General features: G+C 45.6%; 17 protein-coding genes. 11 read left to right on the top strand and 6 right to left on the bottom strand.

The window, feature by feature from the left end:
* Nucleotides 1-39 precede the first annotated feature (39 nt).
* The 3 genes from AC59JT_RS12040 to AC59JT_RS12030 all read right to left on the bottom strand — a co-directional run bounded on the left by AC59JT_RS12040 (nt 40) and on the right by AC59JT_RS12030 (nt 3888).
* Nucleotides 40-2943, bottom strand: a complete 2904-nt coding sequence (locus tag AC59JT_RS12040; protein WP_497399095.1) for a M56 family metallopeptidase — start codon at nt 2941-2943, stop codon at nt 40-42.
* Nucleotides 2944-2984: 41 nt separating this feature from the next.
* Nucleotides 2985-3383: a BlaI/MecI/CopY family transcriptional regulator gene (locus AC59JT_RS12035; RefSeq protein WP_497399093.1), complete on the bottom strand. Its 399-nt coding sequence runs from the start codon at nt 3381-3383 to the stop codon at nt 2985-2987.
* Nucleotides 3384-3522: 139 nt separating this feature from the next.
* Entirely contained in the window at nt 3523-3888 is a 366-nt protein-coding gene (locus AC59JT_RS12030; RefSeq protein WP_497399091.1) for a hypothetical protein, read from the bottom strand.
* Nucleotides 3889-4067: 179 nt separating this feature from the next.
* Here AC59JT_RS12030 and AC59JT_RS12025 point away from each other — a divergent pair, with 179 nt between their 5' ends.
* From AC59JT_RS12025 to AC59JT_RS12015, 3 genes are read left to right on the top strand one after another with little or no spacing between them, the layout of a single operon-like run.
* A complete protein-coding gene (locus tag AC59JT_RS12025) occupies nt 4068-4397 on the top strand; it encodes a DMT family transporter (protein ID WP_497399089.1) in 330 nt (109 codons plus the stop codon).
* Nucleotides 4398-4408: 11 nt separating this feature from the next.
* Nucleotides 4409-4726 carry a hypothetical protein gene (locus AC59JT_RS12020; protein WP_497399086.1) on the top strand — a complete coding sequence of 106 codons (318 nt, stop codon included), beginning with the start codon at nt 4409-4411 and terminating at the stop codon, nt 4724-4726.
* A gap of 3 nt (nt 4727-4729) precedes the next feature.
* Complete coding sequence (locus AC59JT_RS12015; protein ID WP_497399363.1) at nt 4730-5626, top strand: immunity 26/phosphotriesterase HocA family protein; 897 nt, start codon at nt 4730-4732, stop codon at nt 5624-5626.
* A gap of 87 nt (nt 5627-5713) precedes the next feature.
* Here the strand turns inward: AC59JT_RS12015 and AC59JT_RS12010 are convergent, their stop codons facing one another.
* On the bottom strand, nt 5714-6631 hold the full coding sequence (locus AC59JT_RS12010) for a M28 family peptidase (RefSeq protein WP_497399084.1): 918 nt from the start codon (nt 6629-6631) through the stop codon (nt 5714-5716).
* A gap of 214 nt (nt 6632-6845) precedes the next feature.
* Between AC59JT_RS12010 and AC59JT_RS12005 the strand changes: the two genes are divergently transcribed.
* Complete coding sequence (locus tag AC59JT_RS12005) at nt 6846-7601, top strand: SDR family oxidoreductase (protein ID WP_497399082.1); 756 nt, start codon at nt 6846-6848, stop codon at nt 7599-7601.
* Between the two features lie 47 nt (nt 7602-7648).
* On the opposite strand, the gene AC59JT_RS12000 is transcribed toward AC59JT_RS12005, so the two are convergent.
* Together AC59JT_RS12000 and AC59JT_RS11995 are read right to left on the bottom strand one after the other, a co-directional pair.
* On the bottom strand, nt 7649-9664 hold the full coding sequence (locus AC59JT_RS12000; RefSeq protein WP_497399080.1) for a PAS domain-containing sensor histidine kinase: 2016 nt from the start codon (nt 9662-9664) through the stop codon (nt 7649-7651).
* Between the two features lie 63 nt (nt 9665-9727).
* Complete coding sequence (locus AC59JT_RS11995) at nt 9728-12076, bottom strand: PAS domain S-box protein (RefSeq protein ID WP_497399078.1); 2349 nt, start codon at nt 12074-12076, stop codon at nt 9728-9730.
* A gap of 269 nt (nt 12077-12345) precedes the next feature.
* On the opposite strand from AC59JT_RS11995, the gene AC59JT_RS11990 reads away from it, so the two are divergent.
* From AC59JT_RS11990 to mgrA, 7 genes are all read left to right on the top strand, one after another.
* Nucleotides 12346-14007: a UxaA family hydrolase gene (locus tag AC59JT_RS11990; RefSeq protein ID WP_497399076.1), complete on the top strand. Its 1662-nt coding sequence runs from the start codon at nt 12346-12348 to the stop codon at nt 14005-14007.
* Between the two features lie 303 nt (nt 14008-14310).
* Entirely contained in the window at nt 14311-14817 is a 507-nt protein-coding gene (locus AC59JT_RS11985) for a DUF4304 domain-containing protein (protein ID WP_497399074.1), read from the top strand.
* A 470-nt stretch (nt 14818-15287) separates the two neighbouring features.
* A complete protein-coding gene (locus AC59JT_RS11980) occupies nt 15288-15533 on the top strand; it encodes a hypothetical protein (protein ID WP_497399072.1) in 246 nt (81 codons plus the stop codon).
* A gap of 559 nt (nt 15534-16092) precedes the next feature.
* The gene (locus AC59JT_RS11975) at nt 16093-17445 is read left to right on the top strand and encodes a Gfo/Idh/MocA family protein (protein ID WP_497399070.1); all 1353 of its coding nucleotides are present in this window, start codon (nt 16093-16095) and stop codon (nt 17443-17445) included.
* A gap of 212 nt (nt 17446-17657) precedes the next feature.
* The gene (locus AC59JT_RS11970) at nt 17658-19427 is read left to right on the top strand and encodes an alpha-L-fucosidase (protein ID WP_497399068.1); all 1770 of its coding nucleotides are present in this window, start codon (nt 17658-17660) and stop codon (nt 19425-19427) included.
* Nucleotides 19428-19435: 8 nt separating this feature from the next.
* Complete coding sequence (locus AC59JT_RS11965) at nt 19436-20263, top strand: alpha/beta hydrolase (RefSeq protein ID WP_497399066.1); 828 nt, start codon at nt 19436-19438, stop codon at nt 20261-20263.
* 26 nt (nt 20264-20289) lie between these two features.
* Nucleotides 20290-21279: an L-glyceraldehyde 3-phosphate reductase gene (gene mgrA / locus AC59JT_RS11960; RefSeq protein ID WP_497399064.1), complete on the top strand. Its 990-nt coding sequence runs from the start codon at nt 20290-20292 to the stop codon at nt 21277-21279.
* Nucleotides 21280-21394: the final 115 nt, after the last annotated feature.

Below are 21394 nucleotides of genomic sequence, written 5' to 3'. Positions count from 1 at the left end.
AATGTATTGAAGAGGTATAGTAATTGTATAGTTAAGGTTTTATTTAACCGTATCAACCGGTGGGGTTTTGCGTTTTGGACCAAGCATTTGTTGCAATTGTGTTCTTGTTATATTGCCAAGCGTGGAACGCCCATTTGCCTGATAGGTAGCCGGTTTTGCTGTTATACCAATGCCTCCAAATGTATTACCTAAGCTCCAGAAAGTAGCTTTATTAACATCGTAAGGAGGATTTGTATTGATATTGGCTTTATAGTTAACGGTGAAGCCTGGTTTTGCATTAGCTGGTGTATCTTGTGTTACATCTGGTTCATTAGCGTTTGGTTTAGTAGCTGGCGTAGAGCTTTGGCCCGGCGCTGCAGTTGGTTTGGTACGTGATCCTCCGGGTTCTGATTTAAAACTTATTGGGTAATCATCGCCTACAATACCCAGGTATTTTCCATGAATTAAATCAGATTGCTTTACACCATTTACAATAAATTCTTTCTCGTTTAAAGTAAAGGTAAGCGGAGTGCGGGTGCTTACCAGCCCATCCCTCAGTAAAGCGTTTACCACATCATCATGCGGCCTGCTAAATTTACCGTTATCGGGCAATGAATCGCGTTGTTGCCATGCATAATATTTTTGATGGATGGCTTTAGGCATTACAACACCGTTTATAACAAACTCATCGGAGTTTAACGTAAACGATTTAAGGTAGGTGCCACGTTCAATGAAACCATCTTTATTGATCTCGCGCATTAAACTTTCCATCTTGGCCTGACGGGCATTACGAGACAGCTGCTGATATTTTGTTGGCGGGGCAGGCTGCAGATCAGACCCAGGATTAAGGGGAGGTTGATACAGCTTAAAATATTTTTGATGAATCGCGTCAGGTTGTTTTACACCGTTCACAATAAACTCCTGCTCGTTTATCTTGTACGAAAAGCCCTTCGCATTGTTTACAATACCATCTTTAATTAACTCCTGAACTATGGCCTTTGATCGGGCTGTAGATTCGGCCCGGCGTACCGACTCCGGCCTGGTGTCGCTCGGGCCGCCATAACGATAGGCTACCTGAGGAAGTAGTTTTTCAAGGTATTTTTTATGTAGTTCTTCTGATTGTTTTACGCCATTTACAACAAACTCATCTTTGTTTATGGTATAAGAAACCGTGTTGTAGCCACTTATCAGGCCCTCGTTCCGCATCGCGTCTATAAATGCATTTCTTTTAATTGTCGCCGCTGCCTGTTCAATGCTGTCTAACTTCCTGTTTGAGGCCAGTAATGCCGCGTATTTTTTCCGCATTGCTTCGGGTTGTACAACATTGTTAACGCTAAACTCTCTGTCGTTTATCCTGGTTGATCTGAGGTCTTGAAAATTTTTGATGATCCCGTCTTTTATCATTTCTCTCCGCATGTTAATGCTTCGCACTGCGCTTGGGGTATTGTATTTATCGGTATCTGCCGCTGTTAAGGGCCTTTGGCTGTTAAATTTATCAATTAAGGCAGCGTATTTTTGATGCATCTCTTTTGATTGCTTTACACCGTTTATTAATAACTCGTTCTCGTCTACTTTAAATGTTTTAAGGTCACTGCGTTTTTTTACTAAACGGTCTTTTAGTATCTCAGCAATTTTTGCGTCAGTTATTGCATCGCCGCCGCTGTAATTCTTATCGGCCGGATCGTCGCTTAATGAAAATGTATACTCCATTGTTACGCCGGATAAAGGCTTTAAACGGGTTAAATAACCTTTGGGCGTATCAAGCGCCATTGCGCTTAAGGCCGGTACCTCAGCTTCAAGACCGGCCAAAGTTATCGGCGCTATGGTGTTTTCCGGTTGGGGTTTGGTCAGCTCATCGGCTTTTTCGGGCTTAATAACATCAGCCACTTTTTTTATAACTTCCTTAATAGTTTCCTTCTCAGCAAACGCGGTTAAACATACCCCCGATACCACCAAACAAACGGCCAGCACGGTTTTCTCAAATAAGTTAAGCGAATGATTACGATTGCCCGCCATCCGTTTCACCCGCTCCAGCAAAGTGCCTTTGTTGCCCGCAAATGCCATGGCATATGGCGAAACAGTAGCCTGGTATTCCTCGCAGCTTACCAGCGCACGGATGTAACCCGCTTTGCTGCTGCTTTGGGTTAGCGCCAGGTCATCACAGCAATTCTCGCGTTCGGCTTTGATCAATTGTGATATCCATAGCACCGCCGGGTTAAAAAAGAAGACGATCTCCATCAGGCTTTGCAGCAGGTTAACCAGGTAATCGCGGCGCTTGATGTGGGCCAGTTCGTGCACCAAAATAGCCTCTACTTCTTCGGTGCTCAGGGCCGTGAGCAGGCCCACCGGCATCAGTATCACGGGTTTTAAATTACCTATCACCATAGGCACTTTCGCTAACGCAGATTCCAGCAGGGCCACACTTTGTTTAATGCCTAGTCTGTCGGCCAGTTGTTGTATGTGATTGGTCCAGTATTCGTTAACGGTAACCTGGGTGCTTTTTAAGCGGTTCACACTCCACAAACCCACAGCAAACTGCATGCTTTTAGCGCATATGATCAAAAACCAGATCAATACAATGGTATTATGGTGATTATTTAAATAGCCTTTAATGGCATCTACCGTACTTACCGGCGCCGCGGCTTGCTGCACCGGCAAATCGGTAACAGGGCCAAAGTATTCACCTTCAAAAACCTCGTTGCTTATGGCCGGCGCGTTTACTGCCAGCGGGCGGGCGGCATTAAATTCCACAGCGAATGTTATTCCCACACCAACCGTGAACAGCGCCAGCGTAGCTATTAACAGGTTATACCGCGTGCTTGCACTTGCCTTCCGCGTAGCGATGATAACCAGACCGGTTACCATTGCCAGCACCAGGCCCTGCCATAATGATTGTACCAATGTATTACACAGTGCGCCGATGAACCTATCGGTTACCAGCGAGTTTAGGGTGAGGAATGTCATGGTCTTCTGTTAATTTAAGTTATAGTGATAAGGTTTAGGTTTTATTTATTTTCCAGCTTGTCCAGCATTTCGCGTATGTTGGCCAGGTCTTCTTTTGATGCTTTGTGATTACCCAGCACCTGCATTACCAGTTTGCCCGCGGCACCCTGGTAAACCGATTCCACAAAACGGTCCAGTATCTGGTCCTTTGTTTTCTCTTCGGCATCGGCGGCGCGGTAAACGTGCTTCATCTGGCTTTCGTCGCGTTTTAGTAATTCTTTATCTACCATAATTTGCATCAGCTTTAGGGTAGAAGTATAATTAACATCGCGCTGTTCGTTCAGCCTGTCATTAACAAAACGTACGGTGTTGGCGCCATGCTGCCAAAGCACCTGTAATATTTCCAGTTCGGCTTTGGTAGGTTCGGCTTTTTTGTTTTCGTGGTCTTTTCCTGATTGCATAGATTAAAGGTAGGAAAGTTTTCGTACGAAACAAGGGATAGGTTTATTTTTTTAAAAAATATTTTATATCCTAACTTGTTTTACAGTCAGTTAGCTATAAAAGTGGATAAAAAATTGAAAAGTATTAGTGAAAAACGCTTTAAGGCGCGGTAGCCTGCCACATTTTTATAGAGTTAATGCCATTGTTTAGCGAGGCGACCGAATAAGGTACGTCTTTGCCTTTAATACGCAGGCTGCCCTCAATAGCGTTGTTTTGGGTGGTAGTAACCAGTACCTCTACCTGGCTTTCTTTGGTGAGCGAGTTAACTGTGTAGTCGTATGTTTTTTTGCCTTCTTCAACAATTTGTTTTACGGGCCAATCGGGTTGTTGCCTTATCTGTATGCGGATGTTCATATCCGTAGCCGACGATACATGGAACACCATACCATTAGTAGCCGCGTCTTTTTTGCACGACGAGCAGAGGGTAAACAGGCCAATAACCGGAATAATGAGTTTTTTAAGCATGGTTTTTCAATTTAGGTTTATTAAAGATGTAAATTATTAACGGCTCGCCATTGTTAAAGTTCGTTAAAAGTGCACGCGCAAAATTATTACCGCATCCGGCTAAAATTTGGCATTTTTGTTCCGAAACAACCCCCGCGCAAAGGCGGGCTTTTTTTATTTACAGCATTATTTTTTACGCCATGAACTGGATCATACTCATCATAGCAGGTTTGTTTGAAGTAGCTTTTGCATCGTGCCTGGGCAAGGCTAAGCAAACCACCGGCACCGAAGCTTACATATGGTATGCCGGTTTCCTGGCATCGCTTACCATAAGCATGGTGTTGCTGGTTAAAGCCACCCAAACGCTGCCCATCGGCACCGCCTACGCCGTATGGACCGGCATTGGCGCCATAGGCACCGTGCTAATGGGCATAGTTGTTTTTAACGAACCGGCCACCTTTTGGCGCGTGTTTTTTATAGTGACGTTGATCAGTTCTATAGTGGGATTGAAGGCGGTATCTGCACATTAATTTATCACCCTATGGATTTTGAATTAGATAACGATCAGCGTAAGTATTTCGGTTTAGAGCCTATTAAAGCTAGTTGGGATAAAGTCATATTGAAAGGAGATGCTTACCGGCCCGAAAGCATTTTATATTTCGATGGAGATATTATTAAAAGGCATATTTTATCAACCGATGAAAAATACCAGGAAAGCCAATATGATGAGCTAACTAAAGAACGCATGTTTTTAGTGCCTGCGACAGGAAAAGGGAAAGAGAAAAAACTTACTGCATCTACTTTAGAATCAAGACAACCCAAGGGAGTATATTGTGTCTTAAACAATAATGGCTATTGACAAATAGGTAACTATAATACGCAAAATACTTTTTATAACAGCAGATGGGAGAGTGAGAGCGAAGACTCGAAACCGATTGATAAAATTGTATCTGATTTTATTGATTCCTCACCGCACGACCATTTATCAGCAATTGAAATTTTTAAAAACGCTACAAGGAAAAATGTAAGATTTAAATCGGGGGACTTTTTTGCTTTTAAAATTAGCCGCACTGAATTCGGTTTTGGCCGAGTGTTGTTGAATATAGATATGCTTAAGAAAAAAGTTGCTTTGTCTGACGAACATGCACTACATTTTATTATGGGCAAACCTGTATTGATTAAGCTTTACAGTTACATATCTACATCCAAAAACATAGATTTAGAATATTTGAGCGGTATAGAATCTTTGCCTTCAGATTACATAATGGATAATGCATTATTTTATGGTGATTACGAAATCATCGGTCACAAACCACTACTTGTCACCGAATTGGAATTTCCCTTATCTTATGGCAGGCATATTCATGCAACCCGACAAAGTGTTTTTTTTCAATGGGGACTAATCCACTGCGAAGTATCCAACTCAAAGTTTAACAAATACTTGTTGGCTGATAATCCATTAATACCAATAGATAGTCCATCAAGAAAAACCAGTAACCCCTATGGGTATTATGGCATTGGTTTTTCGCCTGCATACAACGCTTTGGACGTAAAAAAAACTATTTTAAATAATGGGGTTTTTCAATATCACCATAGCCTTCATTACAAAGCCCAATTCGATCTGCGAAATACCAAAAATCATGCAATTAAAGAAGAAATTATGCAAGTATTTGGTCTTGAACCCGAAAAAGGATACGATGAAAATTGCTTGATAGCTGGCGTTATGGATACTTTCAATTTGTTAACAGTATTAGTGTAGTTCACCACCATGAAAACCCTCTTTCCGCACAGCGAAGAGAAGGTCGACGCACGTGCCGTCAGGGTTAGTCATCGCCGACAGGTAATTTTATAATAAGGTCAACGTTTTAAACACCCCGTCAATCACTTTTGCCATGCGTGTAATATCAAGCGTCTCCATAGTATCAGTAGCATGATGGTAGTTGCCGTTGCGGTAAAAGGAAGTATCGGTTATCATCATGGCGCTAAAGCCGAACTTCCAGTAGTTCAAATGGTCTGAAAAATCAACCCCGGTAAGCGATTCCGGGCCTGCAAATTGCTGGGTACGTATGGTTTTGGTGGCTTTATAGGTTTCGCAGAAATTGTTTACAAACCGCCCCGCGCCAAACTTTTTTACCAGTGTTATATAATCGCCTTTATTGCCATAAAACCAGGAAAGCAAACCAAGCGGATATTGCTGCGATTTTTTTTCGTCTTTAAAATAGCCTATCATTTCCAACGATAACATGCCGTAAACATCAGTTTTATTAGCCGCCAGTGACTGCGCGTGAATGTAACTCCCCATATGCTCGGTGCGGAAAAAAGGTGGCTCTTCCAGTGTATAGGCCACCAAATCAACCCGGTGGTTAAGCTTTTGGCCTTTTAAAAGCCGGGCCAGTTCAAGCAATCCCGTCACACCGCTGGCGTTATCATCAGCACCCTGCTGGTTACCGCAAACATCATAATGCGCGCCCACTATTATCCGTTTTTTATTTTTGGTGCCGAAGGAACAGATCACGTTTTTATATACCTGCCCGTTTGCGGTATATGATTGTATGTAAACACTATCAGCGTAATGAACAAATACAGATTTAATATAGTCGGCTGTTTTGTTTAGCTGTAACGTATCCTGGTAGTTACGGTATCGGGTGGTTTTGGTAAGGGTTGTAAGGTGCTTTTTAATAATAGCGGTATCGCTCATCGGCATTGCCAAACAACAGCGACCAAGCAGTGCAAGTATAAGGGTGGTAATAATGTTTTTGATCATAGCGATAAGGTTTCGGGAACGGTTATTCCTTATGCCAATATACGAACGAAGTACAGGAATATTGTTTTGCCAGTGATATTGCTTTTGGCCTTTTACAATCTCGTAGGTAGAGACGCAAAATATTGCGTCTCTACAATATTCCTTTCTTAATCCAAATTAACTTTTTGCCGATTGATACTGTGCAATTTTGCGTAACAAACTAAAACACAGTATTATGAAAATAGTAGTTATAGGCGGCAGCGGACTGATCGGCTCAAAAGTAGTTGTCAAATTAAGCCAGTTAGGCCATGAGGTTATCGCCGCTTCGCCGGCAACAGGTATTGATAACATCACCGGCGCGGGTTTGGCCGAAGCGCTTAAAGGTGCCGCCGTAGTGGTTGACCTGGCCAACTCGCCATCATTTGCAGATGATGATGTCATGAATTTCTTCCGCACATCGGGCACCAACTTACTGGCTGCCGAACGCGAAGCCGGTGTAAGTCATCATATCGCGCTATCGGTTGTAGGTACGGCTTTATTACAGGATAGTGGTTACTTCCGCGCCAAGCAGGTGCAGGAAGACCTGATCAAACAATCGGGCATACCTTACACCATTATCCACTCCACCCAGTTTATGGAGTTTTTGGGCGGCATTGTGGCAGCATCGCATGATGGGGAAAGCATCAAACAATCAAACGCCAAGATACAACCCCTTGCATCTGATGATGTGGCTGCATTTACGGTTGATTTTGTGTTGGGTGAACCTACCAACGGTACTGTAGAAATCGGCGGTCCCGAACGTTTTGGCCTGGCGGATTTGGTGCAACTTTACCTAACCAAAACCGGCGACCCGCGCAAAGTAATGATAGACGATGATGCCCTTTATTTCGGTGCGCACCTTGACGACCTTACGCTGGTACCAAAAGATGATGCCAGGCTAGGTACTATCACTTTCGGGCAATGGTTCCCTAACAGGCCTGTGAGACATTAATTCAGATCGATGAAATACAGAGAGACGCAAAGTATTGCGTCTCGACCTTACAAGGGCAAGGTAAACCAAAAGGTACTGCCACGGCCCACCTCGCTATTAACACCTATATGGCCGCCGTGTTTCTCGATGATCTCGGCGGCTATATAAAGCCCCAGCCCGAGGCCCGAAAATTGCAAACCACCATAATCCGCGCGGTAATAGCGCTCAAAAATGTGGTTTATTTTATCCTTAGGTATGCCGGGGCCGAAATCAATGATAGAAACCTTAGCCTGGTTATCCAACTTCTTCAGTTCAATGATGATCTGTTTGGATGCCGAAGCATATTTAACGGCGTTGTTGACCATATTAACCACCACCTGGTCAAGCAGGCTCTCATCGGCAAATACTTCCAGGTCGGTATCTCCTTTTAGCACAAGTTCGTATTTTGCCTCGGCACGTATATGATGGCAGCAATCGTTGATCATATCCGCCAGTTTAAACGTAGTTTTATTAAGCGGGAAACGCCCCTGACTAATGCGGTTGGTATTCAGCAAGCCATTAACCAGATCAGTTAAGCGTGCCAAACTTTTGTTTGATTGGGCGATAAGCTTAAACAGCATATCCTCCTTAATATTCTCTTTCAGCCTGTCAAGCAACTGCAACGAGGCTTTAAGCGAAGCGATAGGCGTTTTCAACTCGTGACTGGCAACACTTATAAAATCTTCCTGGTGCTGTTGTATTTTGCGTCGGGTGGTAATATCAGTAAAAGTACATATGCCGCCGTTTATCTTTCCAAATTCATCCAGCAACGGCGCGGCGTTTATAGAAATATATATTTTACTGCCGGATGGTAGCACAATGCCTATCTCTTTGTCATAAACGGCTTTTCCGTTTTCAAATATGCTATACATGGGGTGCTCATCCTGTGGCAATACGCTGCCGTCAAGGCGCTGATTTTCCCATTTGGCATCATTATAATTACGCTCGCGGAACTGCTGCTCGGTCATGCCCATGATCTTCTGTGCGCGGGGATTGGCATAAGTGGGTTTACCATCGGCATCAACAATAACAACACCTTCGGCCATGGTATCAAAAATACCCTGCAGGCGGCTTTGGTTGGCACGCAGGGTTAGCTCCAGTTCGCTTTTCTCAGCAATAATGGCTTCAAGGTGCTTGCGGGCCAAAACCTGTTCGGTAACTTCTACAGCCACATCCATCACACCGATGATCACCCCATTATCCAGCAACGGGCGATAGCTGAAATTAAAGTAGCGGGTTTCCAGTTCGCCGCCGCGTTTCATGCGTACGGGGGCTTCCAGGCCGTCGGATATTTTGCCGGTGTTAAACACGTTAAACAGCAGATCAACCGCCGGTTGGCCTTTTAATTCGGGCATACCTTCCAGTAAAGGCTTGCCGATAATACTGCCATCTTTATCCAGAATCTCCAACATAGCCTGGTTGGCCAGATCAATTACCAAATCTTTCCCCCTAAAAACCAAAATGGCTACGGGCGCCTGTTCCACCAGGCGCTTAAAATCAGTTTCCGATTCGGTTAAACGGTGGTTAAGGCGGTTGATGTTTTCGTTGGATAAAAGCAGGTCCTCGTTAGCGGTCTTAAAATCGGTGTTGGCGGCCGATAGTTCGGCGATGAGTTTGCTTTCGGTTTTGCGGGTTTCGGCCAGTTGCTCAATGGCCTGCAGGCGGCTGCTTACATCGCAGGCAGTATGTAAAAGCCCATAGGTTTTACCGGCCTCGTCAAGCAGCGGGCGATATTCAAAATCAAAATAAGAAGTGGTGAGTACGTTGTTTACAAGCAAGGTAGCAGGGGTGTCTTTAGCGCTATAGGTAATACCTGTTTGCCAAACAGTTTGCAGTAAGTCTGCAAAAGGCTGGTCTTTTATTTCAGGAATTGCTTCAGCTAATGTTCGGCCTATTACGCCGCGATCCTTGCCCCAGATGTGCAGCATAGCATCGTTAACAAAACGAATGTTTAGTTCAGGGCTGTCATAAATGGCTGTGGCATCTTTTGACAGGGATAGAATATCTAAAAGGTCCTGGTTTGATAGCATGCGTTCCTTTGTCATATCGACAAAAAAATTAAACATCAGATGGTATGAATTGTTTTTCTGAGAAAATAGCCTAAAGTTCTAAGCGTTTGATGGTAAAGTAAAATGGAAAGTTGAGCCTACACCTTTCTCACTATCAACCCAAATACGGCCGCCATGGTGGCGAATGATCTCGGCACTCAGGTAAAGCCCAATACCAAAGCCGGATATATGCTGCGTATGCGGACTGCTAACGCGATAGTAGCGGTCAAACAGCTTATCTATGTCCTCGGGTTTTACGCCCATGCCTTCGTCTGTAACGCTTACTTCGGCCTGGTGGTCGCTAGCACGGCAGTGCACAGTTACCAGTTTGCCTTTTGGCGAGTATTTGATGGCGTTGGATACCAGGTTAGATATCACCGAAGCTATTTTATCTTTATCAGCCATCACAACTACCGGGCCTTCAACTTCAAACAGGATGTTATGGCTGGCTACGGTAAGGCGGGTTTCGGCAATAACATCCAGTATCAGTTCGTTCATGTCAAACTCCTGCGTCACGATCAGTAATTTGCCCGATTCAAGCCGCGACACATTCAGGAAACCATTGATCATGGCAGCCATTTTGCGCACCTGCATATCAGCTTTGCTTAGCGCCGATGGCACAAAGCTATCTTCGCTTTGCTGTAGTTTTTTATTGAGCAGCTGCACCAGCGCGGTGATAGACGTAAGCGGCGTTTTCAACTCATGGCTGGCCATAGCTATAAAGTCGTTTTTGCGCTGCTCGTCCTGCTTTTGTTCGGATATATCGCGGGCTATTTTTGATACGCCGGTAACCGTGCCGTGCTCATCAAAAATAGGGGATATGGTGAGCGATACATCTATCAAACGGCCATCCTTGGTCATGCGTTTGGTTTCAAAATGCTCCACACGCTGGCCCTGGCGCAGTTTGCCAATAATGAGCGGCTCTTCGTCATGACGGTCTTCAGGTATCAGTTTAAATATGGAGTGGCCCACCATCTCGTCTTCGCCGTAGCCGAACATGCGCTGCGCGCCTTTGTTCCAACTGGTTAATATCCCATCCAGGCCTTTACTGATGATAGCATCGTCGCTCGACTCCACAATAGCGGCCAGTTTGGCGCTGTGTTCTTCGGCTTTTTTGCGTTCGGTAATGTCAAGGCATATCACCAGGCCGGCGTAAACAAGGCCATCCTCATCACGTAGCGGCACAAAATCAACCCGGTAATTGCGGCCATCATAACCTGTACGGTCGGCGCGAAATTGTTCGCCGCTCAGCATCCGGTCGTACAGCGGGCCGCCTATGCTGTATCTTTCGGGGTGTACATCGCGTATGTGTTTGCCAATGGCATCGGTAGCGCCGTAGCCCAGGCCTGCGGCCAGGTTACCTTCGGCGGCCAGTAATATCTGGTCCTTATCCATCAATAATAAAGCCGAGCCCGGTATATTGCCGGCAATAGTGCTAAACAGGTAGGCGTTACGTTCTATTTCGCGTTTGGCTTTAAACAGGTCCTCGTTGGTTGCCATCAACTCCTCGTTAGTGGCGGCCAGTTCCTCATTGCTGGCCATCAGTTCTTCGTTAAGCGCCTGGGTTTCTTCCTCGCTTGCGGCAAGTTCTCGGGTACGTTCTTCTACCCGCTGTTCCAGTGATTCGTTGGCGGCGGCCAGTTCTTCGCGGGCTTCCAGCAGTTCTTCGTTTATAGCGGTAAGTTCTTCATTAGCGGCGGTTATTTCTTCGTTGGCGGCACTTAATTCTTCGTTCATGGCAGCTGTTTCCTGCTCTTTAAATTCCAATTCGTCGTGCAGGCGCTCGTTTTCGGCTACATCGCGTATTACCCGCATGTACGAGTACCCCGCTATTAATAAAGAAAGTATAATGGCACCTACAATAACCGCCGGGGTAAAGGCGCTGTAACGGGCCAAAACTTCGTTGCGCTCATTCAACAGCAATTGCTCGTGCCTCTCGGCCTTGTCAACTGCTTTGCGCAATCCGTCCATGGCTATTTTGCCGGCTTCCAGGTCCACTTCGGGGATAAGCTCACCCTTCTCTTTTTTTTCAATTACCTGTTGTAAAATACTTAGGCGGGTGGTCATTACCTGCTTTATTTCGGCCATATAATGTTGCTGGCGCGCATTATCGCGGGTAAGTTCCTTAACCTCGTTAATTAGTTTAACGGCACTTTGCGTCGCGCCGGCGTAGGGCTCCAAAAACTCGGTTTTACCGGTTAACAGATAACCACGCTGACCTGTCTCTGCATCCTTCATTAAAGACAGGGCCTTCTCCAGTTTTTGTACAATATGCGCGCTGTGGGTTACTGCCCGGTTACTATCCAACAAACGGTTAACGGTTTGATAGGCCACCACCGCAACCAGTACCAACATAACAATAGAGATACCATAACCCAGTTGCAGGTTACGATTGAATTTGATGCCCATGAGTAGATCTAAGTTTACAACTTAATGTGCTAAAATAGCAAAATAAAAGGCATACCTACTTAAACGTCTGTAGTGTAATATTGATGTTACACACCTTGTGCATGTCGTGAAAAAATAAATCACGATCCGGTTTAATGCAATCGATTGCACAATTTTCAAACGTTTGCGTAGTTAGCCTATGGTTTGCCGTAAAACTTTATCTACATTAGTACTCGCGTTTTGTTTTTATAAATTTAAACACGCCTTAAAAATCAATTATAACATACTAAATGACTACCCATATCAATACCTTTTTGCAGATCCATCCGCACGATAATGTGCTGGTTGCCCTGCAGGATATCGCTACCGGAACTACCATCAATTTTAACGGCGAGGCCATCACTTTACAAACCGATGTTGCCGCCAAGCATAAGTTTACCATAGCCCCCATGGCAGCCAACCAGGAAATATACATGTACGGCGTGCTGGTGGGTAAAACCAACGAGGCTTTAGGAAAAGGCGTGGCCATTACCACCGCCAACATACACCACGCCGCCAGCGATTTTACCCTGGGCAACCGCAAGTTGGACTGGCACAAACCTGAGGTAGATAACTTCCTGGGCCGTACTTTTAATGGTTTTCACCGGGCGGATGGCAGTGTGGGCACGGCTAATTACTGGCTGGTAATACCGCTGGTGTTTTGCGAGAACCGGAATATTAATGTGCTAAAGGAAGCTTTGGTTGATAAACTGGGTTTCCGTAAAGCGAAGACCTACGAGAATGAGGTTGACAGTTTGATAGACCTGTATCAAACCGGAAGTTCGGTAGAGTCGATATTAAAAGCTGATCTGCAAACATCATCGGCCGAGAAAACATCTAAAAAACTTTTCGCCAATATAGATGGCATTAAATTTTTAACGCATGATATGGGTTGCGGCGGCACGCAAAGCGATACAGTCGCTTTGTGCGGTTTATTAGCAGGCTATATCACACACCCTAATGTGGCGGGAGCAACGGTGCTTAGCCTGGGTTGCCAGCACGCGCAGGCCAGTATTTTGCAGGATGAGATCAAAAAGCGTGACGCTAATTTCAGCAAACCGCTTATCGTACTGGAGCAACAAAAAATAGGTAAGGAAAGTACGCTGATGCAGGAAGCCCTGAAGCAAACTTTTGCCGGATTAATAGAAGCCAACAAACAAACCCGCCAGCCGGCGCCGATATCAAAAATATGTATCGGTTTGGAGTGCGGTGGCAGCGATGGTTTTTCGGGCATATCGGCTAACCCGGCACTGGGTTATGTAAGCGATGTACTGGTAAGCCTTGGCGGAAGCGTGATACTGGCCGAATTCCCCGAACTGTGCGGGGTAGAGCAGGAGCTAAGCGACCGCTGTATTGATGTAGATACCGCCCAAAAGTTTATGCACCTGATGCGCACTTATAACGCCAAAGCCGAAGCGGATGGCTCGGGTTTTTATGCCAATCCATCGCCGGGTAATATCCGCGATGGTTTGATTACCGATGCCATTAAATCGGCAGGCGCGGCTAAAAAAGGCGGTAATTCGCCGGTTGCGGCGGTGCTGGATTACCCGGAGAAAGTAACACAACCCGGCTTGAACTTGCTATGCACGCCCGGCAGCGATGTAGAAAGCACTACCGCCGAAGTGGCATCGGGCGCTAATGTGGTATTGTTTACCACGGGCCTGGGCACACCTACGGGCAACCCCATAACCCCGGTGGTTAAACTAAGCACCAATACCCGCCTGTACGAGCGTATGCCCGATATTATTGACATTAACTGCGGTACCATTATTGAAGGCACCGAAACCATACAGCAAACCGGCGAACGTATTTTAGAGTACGTAATACAACTGGCCAGCGGCGAAATTCAGCCTAAATCTGTACAATTGGGGCAGGATGATTTTATTCCTTGGAAGAGAGGGGTGTCGTTGTAAAATCAAAAAGCAATGGCCCGTGCGATTCCCTCCCAACGGGAGGGTGTAGGGAGGGGTTTAGCCAGGCAATAAGCAGCATGCCGGCGAAACCCCTCCCTGCGTTTGCGCGCAGCCAGCCGCACCGCTCCCGAGGGAGGGAATTTAAATTAAATACTGCTCTAGCGCAAGTCTTAGTGCGTTGGGTTGAATAACGGCTTTTAGCTTTCAGACTAAAACTTGCGCCTGATTTGTATATCTTTATCAAAAACAACTCGGGTGATTTTCTTTTCTAAATTATTCCAACGTAAAGCAAAGCCGTCAATATTGACAGCTAAAGAAATGCAATTGCTTTTTATTAAAAATTCTCTTAAGCCCTTATTGAAAGCAGAGGGTTTTCGCACATCCGGTAATAAATGGTGGAAGGTAAGTGGTCTATATTTTAACTTGATAGAGCTTCAGAATTTTTCTTGGAACTCTAAGGATTCTGTCGACTTTTGTTTCAACTTTACCACTGGCTTTACAAATGATTTTGATGTTAAAAAGCCAACAATTCATGATGGTATTGCTTATGTGCGGGAGGGTTATTTTCAGGTAGAAAAAAGCCGTCATTGGACCGGCGCCAATGGTTATCATATAGACGAATCAACAGATTTCAAGGAATTTGAGAGTCGGGTTTTAGATGATTTTAAACAGTCGATATTGCCTAAATTGAATTTACTAACTAACGACGCAGGTATAAAGGATTTTTACACAGACGAGTTTTGGGGGCCTCGTGTTCGTCAAACTTTAGATGCCGGTCGAAGGGGGCTTCCCGTTGGTTCGAATTTATAATCCCGGATTAACAATAGAATAACCAGCTTAAAATACTATAAATGAGATCAGCCCTTCTAATAACCCTGTTGTTAACGTTCGGCAGACTCTTGTCCACGCCGGCTTCTTTAAAAGGGCGGTGGGTAAATACCGCAGACGCAAAAAATATAGTGCTTATAACCGACAATAAGTACACTGAGCTATATGGCAAAGACACAAGCAGCGTTGTATACAAACGAGTAAACCGATCGTGTGACACCGCTTACGCGAAGAACATAAAAAATCAGCACTTAGATTTCATTACGCTTAGTGATGGCAGGTGTTTTGAAATTTTGGGTTTAACAGCCACCCGCTTATCATTGAGGTACACTACTTCGGGGAAATTACATCTGTTTCGACGGGTGAAATAGATCAACAGTTCGCTAGGTCAGGGGCGCAGTTTGAACTAACGACACCGGGACCCGGAGAAAATAATATCTTAGATGACAATTATGATCGCAGAGAAATTTAACGACCTGACCAACGTGCTTTTTTTGAGCTGCGCTTTAGGATTACTTGGGGCATTGGGGCGCAGGTTATACAATAGATATAAGAATGGTTCGTCTGATTTGCCTACTGTAGAAAAAGACTATTACGAAAGAACCGCCAATACCGAGGGCTTTGTAAACAACCTGGTAGGCTTAGCAATTTTTGTTGTGATTATAGCAGTGATCGTATTTATCTCGAGCTTCTTTTAATAGCTGTAATTTTGCTTATGTTGGTCTGGGATCACAGATCCGGACTAACTTCACATAAAAAATCCTGTAATCCTTAAATCCTACAAATCATGGTTCCCAGACCAACCCGCATTAGGGATAGGAAGGGTTTAGCCACGACGAAGGAGGGGCCGCAGCGATAGCGGAGCCCTGGATAGCCCGGCCCGCCTTCTACCAGGCGGAATGCCATAACGGCGATTATTAAGCCACCGTGCAGCCTGCCGCCCCATCTACTACCAATAGCCACTTAGGCTGTCAAAACAATAAAGTAGCCGATGATACGCTAATGTTATGTAACAAATTAATTGCAATCGCTTAGTCGCTTTGGCGTGGCGGTAAAATTAAAAGCTGTAAAACGCATCATACCATCACACTCAATCGTATTCGTTCGTTTCGGGATGATGGCATAGCTGGTCGGCGTGCTGAACTATTACATAAAACCATGCAAAATTTATAGGATATGATCATCCCTCATATTCAAATAGTTGTAAATTAGTGCCCACTCAATACCAATATAACCGAAAATAACCCTTAAGTACTCATGGAACAAAGAAGAGATTTTATTAAAAAAATGGCTGTTGCCGGCGGCGGTCTGCTGGTTAGCGGCAATACCTTTGGCTTTACGGCCAAAAGCTATAACCGCATTATTGGCGCTAACGACCGTATTAACGTAGCCATTATAGGCTTAAACGGCCGTGGCGGCAGCATGAGCGGCACCTTTGCCAAACAAAAAAATGCTATTGTGGGCACGGTGTGCGATGTGGATTCGCGCACGATACCTAAGGTGCAGGCAAGCATTAATAAAATTACCAACGAAACGCCAAAAGGCGAAAAAGATATACGCAAGGTACTGGCCGATAAGGATGTAGACGCCATTTACATTGCAACGCCCGATCATTGGCACGCGCCTATGACCATTATGGGCTGCCAGGCCGGCAAGCACGTTTATGTGGAAAAACCGCTGAGCCACAACCCGCGCGAAGGTGAATTAGCCATTGCTGCGGCTACCAAATACAAGCGCGTGGTGCAAATGGGCGCGCAACGCCGCTCGTCGCCATTGGCTATACAGTGTGTTAATGATCTGCATTCGGGCGTTATTGGCAGGGTGTATTTGGCTAAAACCTGGTACACCAATGCCCGTAAAGCCAATACTTATACGCCGGCTGCGGTACCCGAGTGGCTGGACTATGAACTATGGCAAGGCCCTGCGCCACGCAAACCTTACATGGAAGGCCTGGTGCACTACAACTGGCACTGGCTGTGGAACTACGGCACCGGCGAGGCGCTGAACAACGGTACCCACGAAGTGGATTTGGCCCGTTGGGGACTGGGTGTTGATTTGCCTACGCGCGTATCATCAACCGGTGGTATTTACCAGTTTAAGGACCAATGGGAAACCCCGGATACGCAGATTGTAACTATGGATTACCCGGGCCGCGTTACCCTGATGTGGGAAAACCGCAGCCGCAACGGCCGCAAAATTGAAGGTGCGGACCGCGGTGTTATTTTTTATGGCGATAATGGTAGCATTGACAGCGATGGCGAGGATTACACCATTTACGACCTGAACGGTAAGGTAGTTAAGCAAGTTAAAAAGCAAGCCGCCGCGGCAGATTCGGCCGCGTTGGAAGGCCGTAATACCGCCAGCCCAAGCCTTGGTTTGGATAGCCTGCACGTAGCTAACTTTTTAGAAGCTATACGTGATAACAAAAAGCCTAGCTGTGATGTGGAAATTGGTTATAAAAGCGTACTGGCCATGCAACTGGGCAACATTGCCTGGAGAGTAGGTCGTGATCTGCAGATCGATCCTAAAACCGGTCATATTAAAAACGACGCCGAAGCGATGAAGCTTTGGAGCCGTACTTACGCACCGGGTTGGGAACCGAAAGTGTAATAGATGTGCAGATATGCGAATGTGCAGATTTGCAAATGATTTCAATTTTTAAATAAGTAAATGTGCAGGTGTGAAAGCATCTGCACATTTTCATTTCTGCACATTTGCACATCGATTAAACATTTGCACATCAATAAATCATTCGTACATTTAATAAACCATCTGCACATCTGCACATTCGCATATCTGCACATCAACAATTATTCCCGAAAATGAAAAATAATTTCTTTAACCGCGCTGTTCTGGCATCGATATCAGTAGCCTTTTGTGCTAACGCGATAGCTGCCGAAGGGCCTAAAAAGCCGGCAGTAAAAAATGAGGTAAAAAAGCATGCCGTAGTAGAAACTTCGCGCATGGATTGGTGGAATAAGGCACGCTTCGGCATGTTTATTCACTGGGGTGTTTACAGCGTGCCTGCCGGGGTTTACGAGGGCAAAAACTACCGTGGCCTTGGCGAATGGCTGATGCACGATGCCAAAATACCGGTAGCTACTTATAAAGCCTACGCCAAAAGCTTTAACCCTACGCAATATGACCCTGAAAAATGGGTGCTGATGGCTAAAGCCGCAGGCATGAAATATATTGTGATAACCACCAAGCATCATGATGGTTTCGCGATGTTTGATAGCAAGGCCAGTGATTGGAACATTGTGAAACAGACGCCATATGGTAAAGATGTTATAAAAATGCTGGCGGATGCCTGCCGCAAATACAAAATGAAGCTTGGTTTTTACTACTCGCAGGCTAACGACTGGAGCAACGCGGGCGGCGCTGCTGCCGGCGGGCACTGGGATAAAGCGCAGGATGGCAGCTTTGATGAGTATATTGATAAGGTTGCGGTGCCTCAGGTAAAAGAGATATTGACCAATTACGGCGATGTGGCCGAACTATGGTGGGATGTACCTACCGATATGACGCCTGCACGCGCGGCTAAGTTTTTACCCTTCCTGAAAGCTAATCCCAATATTGTGGCCAATAACCGTTTAGGCGGTGGCATTGAGGGCGATGTAGAAACGCCTGAGCAATACATCCCCGCCACAGGCATACCCGGCAAGCACTGGGAAACCTGCATGACCATGAACGATACCTGGGGCTTTAAAACCAACGATCATAACTGGAAAACCAGCAAAATGCTGATACGTAACCTGGTTGATATTGCGTCGAAAGGCGGTAACTATTTGCTGAACGTTGGCCCTGAATCAACCGGTAAATTCCCGGAACCTATTGTGGCTATTTTGGATGATATGGGCAAGTGGATGAAGGTGAACAGCGAATCTATCTATGAAACAACTGCTAGCCCGTTTAAAAAGCTGGCGTGGGGTAGGGTAACCAAGAAAGCGCAGGCTGATGGTAATACTACCCTTTATTTAAATGTATTTGAATGGCCTGCTAATGGGCAATTATTATTGCCGGGTTTGAAAAATCTGCCGGTATCGGCTAAATTATTGGCAAACGGCAAGGCGCTTGTGAGCAAAAAAACTGCGGAGGGTGTGGTGGTTACTTTACCTTCAGCTGCGCCGGATGAAAACTCGTCGGCTATAAAATTGGTGATCAAAGGCAAGCCGGATGTAGTGCCGATTATTCCTACAGCAAACGCGGATGGTTCGTTTACCTTAGATCCTAATGACGCTGATCTGAGAGGTTCGGTACAGGTAGAGGGTGGCAACACGCCAAATTTTGGTTATTGGACGGATGCAAAATCAGTTATTTCATGGCAAATAAAAATTACCAAGCCAGGCACTTACAGCATTGAAGCACCTGCTGCGGCGCTGAATGATAACAACGCTATTAACATCGCCATTGGCGACCAAAGTGTGCAGGCCCCTATAAAAGGCACCCAGCGTAACAACAACTACCAATTGCAAAAGCTGGGCGAAATTAAAATTACCAAAGCCGGTATCAACACAATTACAATTACGGCTGTGCCTACTAACTGGCAATATATTAACTTGCGTGCCATTACATTTAAACCTGTTAATTAGTTTTTATAATGAAGAAAACCTTATTCCTGTTGCTGTTTGCGCTGGCTTTAGGCACCGTAGCCAAAGCCACCAAAGTTGATACGGTAGAAACCTACAGTGATGTTATGAAGAAAAAGATCAAAGCCATTGTGTTTATGCCCGATGACTATGACAAAAGCAAAGAGTACCCCGTGGTATACATGCTACACGGCGCAGGCGGTAGTTACAAAGAATACGCCAACTACAAAGCCATTAAAGAATGGGTTGACTATTACAAGATCCTGGTAGTAGGCGCCGACGGCGGCGTTACCAGCTGGTACTGGGACAGCCCTGTTGACCCCACCTACAAATACGAAACCTATATATCTAAAGAACTGGTGGCTTATGTAGATAAAAACTTTAAAACGATAAAGAGCCGCACCGGTCGTGCTATATCTGGTTTGAGTATGGGCGGGCATGGGGCCATGTATTTGGCCTTCCGTCACCAGGATGTGTTTGGGGCAGTGGGGGCCATGAGCGGTGGGGTTGATATCCGTCCGTTCCCCAAAAACTGGGATATGGCCAAGCGCCTGGGCAGCTACGCCGAAAACCCCGAGAACTGGGAGAAAAACACCGTTACCAATATGCTGCACCTGTTAACCGCAAACTCGCTGGCTATAATATTTGATTGCGGGGTGGATGATTTCTTCTACAAAGTAAACGTAGAGCTCCACAAAAAAATGGAGGACCGCAACATACCGCATGATTTTATTACCCGCCCCGGCGCGCATACCGGGCAGTACTGGCAAAGCTCTATCAACTATCAGCTGATGTTTTTTAACCAGTATTTTAAAAAGAATAACGCGCAATTGAACTAATATTTATACCATTTCTATACACAACAATGTCTTACCAACCATCTGCAACACGATACGATTCTATGCCTTACAAGCGCAGTGGCAACAGCGGTTTAAAACTGCCCGCTGTTTCACTGGGCCTGTGGCAAAACTTTGGCGGTTACGATACCATGGAGAACAGCCGCAATATTTTAAAGACCGCTTTTGATAACGGCGTAACCCATTTTGACCTGGCTAACAATTACGGTCCGCCGCCGGGCTCGGCGGAGGAGAATTTTGGGCAGATACTGCATACTGATTTTCGCGACCACCGTGATGAGCTGATCATCTCCTCAAAAGCCGGCTACACCATGTGGGACGGCCCTTATGGCGATTGGGGTACCAAAAAGTACCTGGTTTCAAGCCTTGATCAAAGCCTGAAACGCATGAAGCTGGATTATGTAGATATCTTCTACCACCACCGCCCGGACCCCAACACGCCGCTGGAAGAAACCATGCATGCGTTGGATCTTATTGTGCGCCAGGGTAAGGCTTTGTATGTGGGCATCTCCAACTACCAGGCACCCGAGGCATCGGCAGCTATAAAAATGCTGAAGCAGATGGGTACGCCTATCATCATTCATCAACCTAAATATTCCATGTTCGAGCGTTGGGTAGAAGGCGGTCTGTTGGATGTGTTGGAAGAAGAGGGTATAGGCTGTATCCCATTCTCGCCGCTGGCGCAGGGCTTGCTTACCGACAAATATCTGAAAGGCATCCCGGCAGATTCACGCGCGCTGAAGGTTGGCGACTCGCTTACCGAGAACAGCATCACCCCGGATAAAATTGAGAAAGTTAAAAAGCTGAACGAAATAGCCCAACAGCGTGGTCAGAAACTGGCGCATATGGCCCTGTCGTGGATATTGAAGGATAAACGCATCACCTCGGTACTCATCGGCGCCAGCAAGCCCGAGCAATTGCTGGATTCGTTGAAATGTTTGGATAATACCAGCTTTACCATGGAGGAGTTGCAATTGATCAATGATGTATTAAAATAGATACAATTAAACCCATAAAATATCAAAGGCTCTAACATGTTAAATGTTGGGGCCTTTTTTTATATTGCATGGAAACGGCTCAACCTAAAAATGCTCGTTTTTTTGTGGACGATGT

The sequence above is a fragment of the Mucilaginibacter sp. A3364 genome, assembly GCF_059690715.1.
The sequence above is the reverse complement of the archived record's forward strand: the minus strand, read 5'-3'. Positions and strand labels throughout refer to the sequence as shown.

Coding starts and splice junctions, on each gene's coding strand:
- AC59JT_RS12000 (WP_497399080.1), bottom strand. CDS start 9,664: ATGACAAAGGAACGCATGCTATCAAACCAGGACCTTTTAGATATTCTA.
- AC59JT_RS11975 (WP_497399070.1), top strand. CDS start 16,093: ATGGAACAAAGAAGAGATTTTATTAAAAAAATGGCTGTTGCCGGCGGC.
- AC59JT_RS11970 (WP_497399068.1), top strand. CDS start 17,658: ATGAAAAATAATTTCTTTAACCGCGCTGTTCTGGCATCGATATCAGTA.
- AC59JT_RS12005 (WP_497399082.1), top strand. CDS start 6,846: ATGAAAATAGTAGTTATAGGCGGCAGCGGACTGATCGGCTCAAAAGTA.
- AC59JT_RS11995 (WP_497399078.1), bottom strand. CDS start 12,076: ATGGGCATCAAATTCAATCGTAACCTGCAACTGGGTTATGGTATCTCT.
- AC59JT_RS12025 (WP_497399089.1), top strand. CDS start 4,068: ATGAACTGGATCATACTCATCATAGCAGGTTTGTTTGAAGTAGCTTTT.
- mgrA (WP_497399064.1), top strand. CDS start 20,290: ATGTCTTACCAACCATCTGCAACACGATACGATTCTATGCCTTACAAG.
- AC59JT_RS12040 (WP_497399095.1), bottom strand. CDS start 2,943: ATGACATTCCTCACCCTAAACTCGCTGGTAACCGATAGGTTCATCGGC.
- AC59JT_RS11980 (WP_497399072.1), top strand. CDS start 15,288: ATGATCGCAGAGAAATTTAACGACCTGACCAACGTGCTTTTTTTGAGC.
- AC59JT_RS12035 (WP_497399093.1), bottom strand. CDS start 3,383: ATGCAATCAGGAAAAGACCACGAAAACAAAAAAGCCGAACCTACCAAA.
- AC59JT_RS12030 (WP_497399091.1), bottom strand. CDS start 3,888: ATGCTTAAAAAACTCATTATTCCGGTTATTGGCCTGTTTACCCTCTGC.
- AC59JT_RS12010 (WP_497399084.1), bottom strand. CDS start 6,631: ATGATCAAAAACATTATTACCACCCTTATACTTGCACTGCTTGGTCGC.
- AC59JT_RS11965 (WP_497399066.1), top strand. CDS start 19,436: ATGAAGAAAACCTTATTCCTGTTGCTGTTTGCGCTGGCTTTAGGCACC.
- AC59JT_RS11990 (WP_497399076.1), top strand. CDS start 12,346: ATGACTACCCATATCAATACCTTTTTGCAGATCCATCCGCACGATAAT.
- AC59JT_RS12020 (WP_497399086.1), top strand. CDS start 4,409: ATGGATTTTGAATTAGATAACGATCAGCGTAAGTATTTCGGTTTAGAG.